The organism is uncultured Sphingomonas sp. (genome assembly GCF_936927845.1).
Classification (GTDB): domain Bacteria; phylum Pseudomonadota; class Alphaproteobacteria; order Sphingomonadales; family Sphingomonadaceae; genus Sphingomonas.
The window spans coordinates 1-9,777 of sequence record NZ_CAKZHV010000034.1 but is presented as its reverse complement, the minus strand read 5'-3'; the positions used below and the strand labels follow the sequence as shown (position 1 = coordinate 9,777).

At 66.8% G+C, this 9,777-nt stretch carries 6 protein-coding genes, 1 tRNA gene and 1 pseudogene; 4 read left to right on the top strand and 4 right to left on the bottom strand.

The genetic code is table 11. The annotated features are described in order from the left end of the window. Positions 1-99: 99 nt before the first annotated feature. Positions 100-600 carry a hypothetical protein gene (locus tag Q0579_RS05990; RefSeq protein WP_298810239.1) on the bottom strand — a complete coding sequence of 167 codons (501 nt, stop codon included), beginning with the start codon at positions 598-600 and terminating at the stop codon, positions 100-102. A 218-nt stretch (positions 601-818) separates the two neighbouring features. Then, on the bottom strand, positions 819-1,763 hold the full coding sequence (locus tag Q0579_RS05985) for a hypothetical protein (protein WP_298810237.1): 945 nt from the start codon (positions 1,761-1,763) through the stop codon (positions 819-821). Positions 1,764-2,168: 405 nt separating this feature from the next. Between Q0579_RS05985 and Q0579_RS05980 the strand changes: the two genes are divergently transcribed. From Q0579_RS05980 to Q0579_RS05965, 4 genes are all read left to right on the top strand, one after another. Further along, positions 2,169-4,358, top strand: a complete 2,190-nt coding sequence (locus tag Q0579_RS05980) for a TonB-dependent siderophore receptor (protein ID WP_298810235.1) — start codon at positions 2,169-2,171, stop codon at positions 4,356-4,358. A 367-nt stretch (positions 4,359-4,725) separates the two neighbouring features. Beyond that, positions 4,726-4,802: transfer RNA gene (locus Q0579_RS05975), tRNA-Pro, on the top strand. A 267-nt stretch (positions 4,803-5,069) separates the two neighbouring features. Beyond that, positions 5,070-6,830: a TolC family protein gene (locus tag Q0579_RS05970; RefSeq protein WP_298810233.1), complete on the top strand. Its 1,761-nt coding sequence runs from the start codon at positions 5,070-5,072 to the stop codon at positions 6,828-6,830. Beyond that, positions 6,827-7,666 (top strand): ABC transporter transmembrane domain-containing protein, encoded by an 840-nt coding sequence (locus Q0579_RS05965; RefSeq protein ID WP_366522269.1) that lies wholly within the window; start codon positions 6,827-6,829, stop codon positions 7,664-7,666. Before Q0579_RS05970 ends, Q0579_RS05965 begins: the two co-directional genes overlap by 4 nt. Before the next feature lie 82 nt (positions 7,667-7,748). Here Q0579_RS05965 and istB read toward each other — a convergent pair whose 3' ends face one another. Continuing rightward, a complete protein-coding gene (istB, locus tag Q0579_RS05960; RefSeq protein WP_298810243.1) occupies positions 7,749-8,492 on the bottom strand; it encodes an IS21-like element helper ATPase IstB in 744 nt (247 codons plus the stop codon). 24 nt (positions 8,493-8,516) lie between these two features. Beyond that, positions 8,517-9,777, bottom strand: a pseudogene (gene istA / locus Q0579_RS05955) (IS21 family transposase); the annotation flags it as partial.

Genomic DNA, 9,777 nt, shown 5'->3' with positions numbered 1-9,777 from the left:
AGGTAAACTCGGCCAGCGTCTCGGATGGCAGTCATGAGAGCGTACGTTTTCGACCTTCCTCTCACTGGTCCCCTTGCTGCGGACTGCCCCTTGTCAGCTTCACGACTTATCCGAAATCTCGACCGGTCCAGCATCCTCGACCAACCGGAAACCTTCCGCGCGTCGCGCCACGTCCCGCAGCCTGGCTCGCTCGGCCCGGACGGCGTGGACCATGTCGGAGCGCGTGACGACGTAATCGGGTTCGTGGCGATTACGCTCGATCAGGGAGGCGAGCGCGTGCACGACCACCTCGTCGCCGGCGGCCCCGCTGACGCCGCGCAGCCAGCGCGGCGAGGCGTAGCGATGCCGCATCGTCCATACGCCGCGGCCGATCTCCAACGCCGCTACGGCGAGCCACACGGCGCAGAGGATCCTGCCAGCGAAGACCGGCTTGTCACCGGTGATCTTGGCGACGATCGCCAATCCGACGAGGCCGGCCCACAAGGAAACCATGCTGAAGGCGACGGGAAGGAACGCCAGTCGGCCGACCTCCCAACGCGCGACCAGCCGGTCGAGTAACGACACGCAATCAGCAGTGCCGGAACGAGCAGATTGGGTCATCGCAGAACTCCGCTTGAGCTGCCGCCAAAACGGCCGATACGTTTGCTCCCGGACACGCCCGGAACACTCACCACCCCTTCTCGCGAAGGACAGCCCCAGGCTCCCGTACGGAGCCGACAACATCCCTCCTCGCGGAGGACAGCCCAGAACTTCCGCGCGGAAGTCGACGGGGTCATCATAACATGCCCTTGCCTGCCCGCCAGCGGCTGCGCCCGCATTCAAGGTCGGGAGCCGTCATCCGAATTTTCCGTGCAGCGCCACCGAGCAGCGTCCTGTTCCTGGCTCGCCCGCAACGTGCCAGCCGGCGTCGCGTGCAAGCTGGTCGTCGAGAGCAGGCCCTGCCGGCGCAGCGAGCCGACATTGCTGGCGACCTTCGGCCAATGGCGGGCGTCGTCACCCAATATGTCGGACAGACTTGGAGCAGGCTCGCCAGAATCGCTGGTGATCGACCGTAGGAGGCGCGTTTCCGACGCAGGCTTCGGCGCCGCGCTGCTGAAATAGTCGGCGGTGTCATCACGCGGCGCGAAGTCTCGCGGGATCGGCATGGTCGCGTGGTCGGTACGCTCCCGAAAACGGCCGTAGAGATACGCGAAAAGGACGCCGAGCGGGTCCTGGTCGGGCCAGTCGACCGTCTCCTCGAGTCCTTCGGTCAGAAGCTCGGCGAGCCACGCGCCATCCTTGCCCACCGCGAACGGATCACCGTTGTACGCGGCCCATTCCGCCATGCCGTTGAGCAGGAACCAGAGAAGCGCCGTCGGAGCGACGTCAGCGCGCGTCATGGCGGCGCTGAACAGCGCCAGATCGTCGCTGCCTCCGATCGCGTCCACGACGTCGATCAACGCTTCATCGTAAGCGACGCTGCCGCCCTGGTCCCAGAACGACAGCCAGTGCTCGAAGCCAAACGTGACACCGTCCGGCATCGGATAGTCACGCAGTTGCTGCTCGAGCTGGCGCTGTCCTTCCCGGTCTGCCGCCTCCAGCGCCGGTGCGAGGCGATCGATCAACCAGGGCACCGGCAGTTCGCGCAGCATCAGCGCCATGAAGCGCAGCGTCGACAGCGGCTCATGATCGGTGTTGCTCATCCAATCCGACCAAGGGTTTGGCTGGCGCAGCAGCGCGCTGATCGATGTCGAGGCTTGGCTGTTTGGTTTGGGTTTGCGCACGGTCATCTCCTCGCAAATGGAGGCGACCCGAGCCGGGTGTTGGAAACCTCGCGTAGCACAAGGCGCCGCCACCTTTAGGCGAGCCTTGGACATGCGTGACGGCCACCCGGCCGACATGGGTGTCGACCGGCTGCTACAAACAGAGGTTTCCACGCCTCACCGCCGGGACGGACCGGACGGCAACTCGCTCCTACCATGCGCGGCGAACTCGGCAACGCCGAAGGCTCATGCGCTCGGGTTACCTATTTCGTCTGCCGCATTAGGCTTTTCAGGCCCTCCGAGGCGCCAGCGTTGCTTACAAACCGCTGGTCTGACGGGATAACTGACGCCTGTTATTGATAGTCACTTGCATTAGCTGATAATCCTCGCCAAGAGGCCGCAAAAGGTTCCCGGAGGAAAACACCCATGTCTGCCCTGCTCGCCGCGCTCGCGGCCGCTGTTGACCCGAGCGCGATCGCGGTTGCGACGGCCAAGCCCGCGGCTCCGGTGGAGACCGCCGCAGCCGACCAGGCGCGATCGGCCCCGCTCGGCGAAGACATCATCGTCACCGGCGCGCGCACCGAGGGTAGCCAGGATTACACCATCCCGGGCCAGACCACCGCGACGCGGATGAACCTGTCGCTGCGCGACACGCCGCAGTCGGTCAGCGTAGTGACGCGCGCGCAGATCGAGGATTTCCAGCTCAACGACGTCAACACGCTGCTCGGCACCGTCCCCGGCATCAACGTCCAGGCGGGCGAGACCGACCGCGTCTATTTCTCCGCGCGCGGGTTCGACATCCAGACGTTTCAGGTCGACGGCATCGGCGTGCCGTTCGCGTTCGGCATCCAGACCGGCTCGATCGACACCGCCTTCTACGACCATATCGAGGTGGTGCGCGGCGCGCCCGGCCTCTTGTCGTCGACCGGCAACCCCTCGGCCGTCGTCAACTTCATCCGCAAGCGCCCGACGCGCGACCTGCAGGTGGGCGCGTCCGCGCAATACGGCTCGTTCGACCAGTATCGCGGCGAGGCGGATCTCAGCGTCCCGATCACGCACGATGGCAGCATCCGCGCGCGCGCGGTCGGCGCGTATCAGGACGGCGACAGCTATCTCGATCGTTATGGTCTGCGCCGCTGGGTCGGCTACGGCATCGTCGAGGCCGATCTCGGCGCGAACACGACCGTCAGCGCCGGCTACGGCCACCAGGACCACAAGAGCCGCGGTGCGATGTGGGGCGCGATCCCGCTCACCTACACCGACGGCACGCCGCTCAATTTCGATCGCTCGTCGAACGTCGCGCCCGACTGGTCGAGCTGGAACGTGATCGACCGGCAGATCTTCGGCGACATCACGCACAAGTTCGGCAACGGCTGGATCGCGCGGGCCAGCGCGATCCGCCGCGCGACGACCGAGAACAACACCTTGTTCTACGTCTTCGGCAATCCCTTGCGCGGCGCGCCGGGCGGAATCGGGATCGACCCCGCGACCGGGCTGCAGGCCGGCATCCAGAGCTACCCCGGCAAGTTCAACGCCGAGACGCGCAACCTGACGATGGAGGCGTACGTCACCGGTCCCGTCACGATCCTGGGGCGCGAGCACGAGATCAACATCGGCGTGAACCGCAGCGCGCAGGAATATATCCAGCGCTCCAGCTACGACAACGATACGATCGGCAGCCTCCTCCCCTACCCCGACCTGTTCGCGGGCAATTTTCCGCTGCCCAACTTCCCCACGACCTTCTCGACCGCTCCGTTGTCGAGCCAGAACACGCACACGCGGCGCGAAACGGTCTACGGGCTCGTGCGGCTCAACCCCGGCGACGGGGTGAAGGTGATGTTCGGCGGCAACGTGACCCATGCCAAGAGCAGCGGCTTCTCCTACGGCGCGAACACCGACTTCGACGCGACGCGCTTCCTGCCCTTCACCGGCGCGACGGTCGACGTGACGCGCAACCTGAGCCTCTACGGAAGCTGGGCGACGATCTTCAATCCGCAGAACCAGCTGCTCGACATCAACGACCGCATCATCGACCCGATCGAGGGCGAGAATCTGGAAGTCGGGCTGAAGGGCGAGTGGTTCGACGGGCGGCTGAACGCGACGCTCGCGGCGTTCCAGACGCGGCAGGACAACACCGCCGAGGCCGCGGGGATCAAGACCGTGGGCGGCGTCACGCGCACCTATTACCAGGGCGTGGACGCACGCTCGCAAGGCGTCGAGCTCGACGTCGGTGGCCAGCTCGCACCCGGATTGCAGGTGACGGGCGGCTATACGCTGATGCGGATCGAGGATCCGGACGGCAACCCGGTCCGCCGCTTCGTCGCGCGCAACACCGGGCGACTGAACGTCAGCTACACGCTGCCGATGCTCCCCCAGTTGAAGCTCGGCGCGGCCGCGCAATACCAGAGCCGCATCATCTCGCCCACCGGGCTCGGCCGCCAGGGCAATTACGCGCTGCTTGACCTGCTGGGCGCCTACGCGATCACCCCCAACATCTCCGCCGCGGTCAACGTCCGCAACGTGACCAACACGAAGTACCTGACCGCGACCAATTTCGACGGGGGATATTACGGTGCACCGCGGACGGTGATGGGGACGATCAGCGTGCGGTATTGAGGGGGCGCTGGACCGTATGGTGGTGACGGTCCAGCCTCGCGTACCGTCACCGATAATAGGATGACGGCACGAGGATGCACGATGATCCGGCACCATTCACGCGCCGCGCTGGCCATCACCGCACGCGGCTTCGCAACCGCCGCGCTTGCACAACTCGATCCGCCCAATCCCAAGGTTATTCGCGCGCGCAAGACCGCGCGGGCGCGGCTGCGCGGCGTGCCTGCACTGGGCACACGATCGTCGTCGATCACATCCGCTCGATCGAAGCATGTCCGGTGCCTAGGATTGCTGAGCCGCATTCAGTCAAGGTGCCCCCCAATCGCACGATTTGACCCCACGCACGGTTCCGCTACAGGGCGGAATGCGTCGGGGAGTGGCGCAGGCTGGTAGCGCACCTGGTTTGGGACCAGGGGGTCGCAGGTTCGAATCCTGTCTCCCCGACCATCGATCGTCCATCTCGGCACTCAGTCGCACGCTGCCTGTACGGGCAAGCAAAGATGCGGTGCGCTATCCCCGATCGCCGACCATCATTCCCGCTGTCGCCGCGCTACACCGCTACGTCCCCATTCGTACGCGTGAGGTGGTGACGATTGTTATTATGGTAGATTTTGCGTCAAAACGGCGCGAAGAACCCGCTTCCGGGAAAAATGTTCCCGAATGTTGCTGCACCAGTAGAACGGTGGCAGCGGCGCGGGAGCGGGGTGGAACGACGTGACAGTGGAGAAAGGCGTCGGCCGTGCGTGGGCGATGCCGTCGGAACATGAAACGTTGATGGGCGCAGTGACGGGCGGTCCGCGCCGCGCGGCGTTGCGCGCCGCGCTGTCGGCTGCATTGCTCGCCCCGCTAGTGGCAGCCCCCGCGCTCGCGCAATCGACCACTGCTCCCCCACCCTCCTCGCCACGCGGCGAGCCGCAGGGATCGCTGGTGGTCAATCCGCAGCAGGGTGCGACACCGCGCCCGCTGCCGCCCTCTCCTTCGCTGCCGGCACAGGTGCCGTCGGGCTCGCCGCTGTCGCCCCCGCCGGCCGCGCAGCCGATCCCATTCGGGCCGAGCATCGCGCCCGCCCCCGCGCCGCCGCGCGGCGATCTACCTACCATGCCCACCCCTAGTCCCGGCAACGACGCACTGCCGCGCCGTGCGCGTCCCGGTGGGCTTCCGGTGCCGAGCGGCGACCCGCTCCACATCGACGCTGCCAGCGACCCGATCCTGCGGCTCGCGCGCACGCAGACCTCCACCGACGCGTTCGCGCGCGCGATCGGCGCGGCGGTGACGCGCAACCCGTCGCTCGACGAGGCGAGCGCGCAGGTCGACGAGGCCCGCGAAGCGCGCGGCGAGGCGCGCGCGCGCCAGTTGCCCACCGCCGATCTGTCGATCTCGACCTTTCAGGTGATCGACCGCGCCTTTTCCAACGATCCGGGCAACGTGCTGGAGCGATCGCGCCCGCGCGCGCGCACCGATGGCCTCGTGCGCGTCCAGCAGCCGGTGATCGACTTCGGCGCCAGCAACGCGCGCATCCGCGCGGCGCAGGCGCGGCTCGAGGGCGCGCAGGCGAGCGTCGAGGATACCGCCACCCGCCTCGCGCTCCAGGCGGTGTCGGCATGGTACAACGTCTACGGCTACCGCACGCTGGTGCGGTTGAGCGAGGCGTTCGCCGACAGCCAGCGCGAGCTGCGCGGCAGCATCGAGACGCGCATCCGCCAGGGTGCCGCGGCCGCGGGCGATATAGCGCAGGTCGACAGCTACATCGCCTCGTCCGCCGCGCAGCTCGCCGACTTCCGCCGCCAGCTCGCCAGCGCGGAGGCGCAATATGTCGCGGTGATCGGCGAGCCCGCCCCCGCCGATCTGTCGCGCGCACCGGTGCCTGCACTCGGCGGGATCACCGCGGCGACGCTGTCGGGTGAGACCGACCGGCTGCCGCTGGTGCGCGCCGCGCGGCTGGGCGTGCAGGCGGCGCGCGCCGATGTGCGTGCATTGCAGGGCGATCGCCTGCCGCAGCTCTCCGCCGGGATCGACGCCGGGCGCTACGGCATCATCGAGACGTCGCGCGACTATGACGTCCGCGGCAGCGTGACGCTCAGCATGCGGATCGGTGGCGGCATCGACCAGCGGATCGGGCAGGCACGGGCGCGCGCGAGCGGCGCCGACGCACGACTGCGCCGCACCCAGATCGAGGTGCGCCGCGACGCCGAGATCGCGCTCGCCGACGTGTCCGCCTTGAACGACGCGCAGGGCGCGATTCAAGAGAATTACCTCGCCAGCCGGCGCTCGCGCGACGTGCTGGCCGAACGGTTCCGCGTATCGCGCGGCACGCTGTTCGACCTCCTGGCGGCCGACAACAATTACTTCGGCGTCGCCGCGCGCTTCATCCAGACCACGATCGAGCTCGACACCGCGCGCTACGCGCTGCTCGCCCGCACCGGGCGGCTGCTGCCTGCGCTCAACATCCAACCCGCCGCGCTGGAACCACGATGACCGACACCGACACCCACGCGGTCGACCACCCGCGCCCGCGTTTCGCGCCGTGGCTGGTCGAGCCGATGCTGCGCAACAAGGGCACGTACCTCAAGGTCGCGGTTGCCGCGGCGATGATCAACATCTTCGGGCTCGTGACCTCGCTGTTCACGATGACCGTCTACGACCGCGTCGTCCCCAACAATGCCTTTTCGTCGCTGATCGCGCTGTCGATCGGGTTGATGATCCTGGTGGTGTTCGACTTCCTGCTGCGGATCCTGCGCGCTTATTTCACCGATCTGGCGGGCGCGGACATCGACCATGACATCGGTGGGCGCGTGTTCCGCCGGCTGGTCGCGATCCGGTTGGACCAGAAAAAGGGCTCAACCGGCGCCTTGACGGGCATGATGCGCGAGCTGGAGACGCTGCGCGACTTCTTCGCCTCGGCGACGATGACCGCGCTGGTCGACGTGCCGTTCATCATCGTGACGCTCGCGTTCATCGCGATCCTCGGCGGGCCGATCGTGTGGGTGCCGCTCGCCGCGATCCCGATCGTGATCGGCGCGGGCTGGCTGACGCGCCCCGCGCTCGACCGCCTCTCGGCCAAGTCGATGAGCCAGGGGCTGACCAAGCAGAGCGTGCTGGTCGAAACTGTCGGCGCGCTCGAGATGGTCAAGACGAGCGGTGCCGCGCGGCTGCTCGGCCGGCGCTGGAAGCGTGCCAACGAGGAGCATTCGGACAGCTCAGTGCGCCAGCGGCTCGTGTCGACGATCGCGACCACCGTGTCGGTGTCGGCCAACACGCTCGCTTATGCCGGGACGGTCGTCGCGGGCGTGTACCTGATCGCCGACTGTTGATTTTCACTGAGAGTTGACCCGGCGTTTTCATCGAGAAGTGACCCGGGTCGTGGGGGTAATGTCAGGCCCGCGGGGTTGCGGGTCAAGTCGCGGCCTTCTCCTTTTTGGGCTTGCCGGCCTCTGACCTGACGCGGAAACGAAAGCTATCGTTGCCGGTCTCGACGATGTGGCAATGGTGGGTGAGGCGGTCGAGAAGCGCGGTGGTCATCTTGGCGTCGCCGAAAACTCCGGCCCACTCGCTGAAGCTGAGGTTCGTGGTGATGATGACGCTGGTCTGCTCGTAGAGCTTGCTGAGCAGGTGAAACAGCATGGCGCCGCCCGAGGGACTGAACGGCAGGTAGCCCAACTCGTCGAGGACGACGAGGTCGAGACGGAGCAGGCGCTCCGCAAGCTGCCCGGCCCTGTTCATGGCCTTCTCCTGCTCGAGCGCATTGACCAGGTCGACGGTGGCGAAGAAGCGAGCTTTTCTGCGGTGGTGCTCGATGGCCTGCACGGCGAGCGCGGTGGCGATATGCGTCTTGCCGGTGCCGGGGCCGCCAATCAGGACGACGTTGTCGGCGCCGTCGATGAAATCGCCTTGATGAAGCTGACGGACCATGGCCTCGTCGACCTCCGCGGAGGTGAAATCGAAGCCGGTCAGGTCCTTGTACGCCGGCAGCTTCGCTGCCTTGATCTGGTAGGCGATGGATCTCACCTCGCGCTCTGCCATCTCGGCTTTCAGCAGCTGGGACAGGATGGGCACGGCCGCATCGAAGGCAGGTGCGCCCTGTTCGATGAGGTCGCCGACGGCCTGGGCCATGCCGTACATCCGCAGGTCGCGCAGCATGACGACAACCGCGGCGCTGGCGGTCTTGCCGTCGACCAGCCGGTGCAGGATGTTGAGGATGTGGGTCTTGGTGGCGACGCCGGCCTCAAGGGCGAGTTCGACTGCGCACAGCACCGACTGTTCGTCGTGCTGGAGCACCAGCGCCAGGATATCGACCATTTCCCGGTCGCCGCCTGTTCGCCTGAGCAGTTGCTGGCGCAATTGCCGAAAGGCGTCGGGCAACTCGGTAAAAGGCGCACCGTTTCGCATGGCACCTGGCTTGCGCTGGACCACCGCCAGATAGTGTCGCCAGTCGTAGATGGTCCGACCCGGCGAGCGGTGCGTCCGGTCGATAACCCGGGCGTGCTCGCACACCCTTTGCCCCTCGGCGACCACGACGATGCGGTCGGGATAGATCCGCAGGCTCACCGGCCGGTTCGCGAAGGAAGCCGGGACGCTGTAGCGGTTGCGGTCGAAATGGACGAGACAGGTTGGCGACACCCGTTTGGTATGCTCGACGAAGCCGTCGAACGGGCGCCCCGGTTTCATCAGGTCCGGCACTTCTTGCGCCCATATATCGGCGACGGTGCCGGGAAGGTTGCCGTGCGGGATCTGCGCCCACTCGGCGATGCACTGCTCCTCTAGCCATGCATTGAGGGCGTCGAGATGAGGAAATGCGGGCAGCCGCTGCCACAGGCGGCGACGCGCATCCTGGACGTTCTTCTCGACCTGTCCCTTCTCCCAGCCGGACGCCGGATTGCAGAACTCCGGCTCGAACAGATAGTGGCTCGCCATCGCCGCGAAGCGCGCGTTGACCTGTCGCGCCTTACCCGTGCCGATACGGTCGACAGCCGTCTTCATGTTGTCGTAGATCCCGCGCCGCGGCACCCCGCCCAGCACCCGGAAGGCATGCTGGTGCGCATCGAACAGCATCTCGTGCGTCTGCAGCGGATACGCCCGCACGATGAACGCCCGGCTGTGCGACAGCTTGGTGTGCGCTGCCTGCAGCTTCACCCGTTCGCCGCCCAGGATGGCCCAGTCCTCGCTCCAGTCGAATTGAAAGGCTTCGCCGGCCATGAATACCAGTGGCACGAACGTGCCCCGGCCCGTCGTCTGCTCCTGGACCTGACGGTCCGCCTTCCACGCCCGGATGAAGGCCGCTACCCGACTGTAGGACCCGTCATAGCCCAGCACGACCAGGTCGGCATGGATCTGCTTGCCCGTGCGTCGTTGCTTGCGCGGCCTGCTTGCTTGTCAATCGGCGTCCAAAAAGGACCCCCTATCGGCGTCCAAAAGGGACCCCCTT

Coding starts and splice junctions, on each gene's coding strand:
- istB (WP_298810243.1), bottom strand. CDS start 8,492: ATGCTGCGCGACCTGCGGATGTACGGCATGGCCCAGGCCGTCGGCGAC.
- Q0579_RS05980 (WP_298810235.1), top strand. CDS start 2,169: ATGTCTGCCCTGCTCGCCGCGCTCGCGGCCGCTGTTGACCCGAGCGCG.
- Q0579_RS05965 (WP_366522269.1), top strand. CDS start 6,827: ATGACCGACACCGACACCCACGCGGTCGACCACCCGCGCCCGCGTTTC.
- Q0579_RS05990 (WP_298810239.1), bottom strand. CDS start 600: ATGACCCAATCTGCTCGTTCCGGCACTGCTGATTGCGTGTCGTTACTC.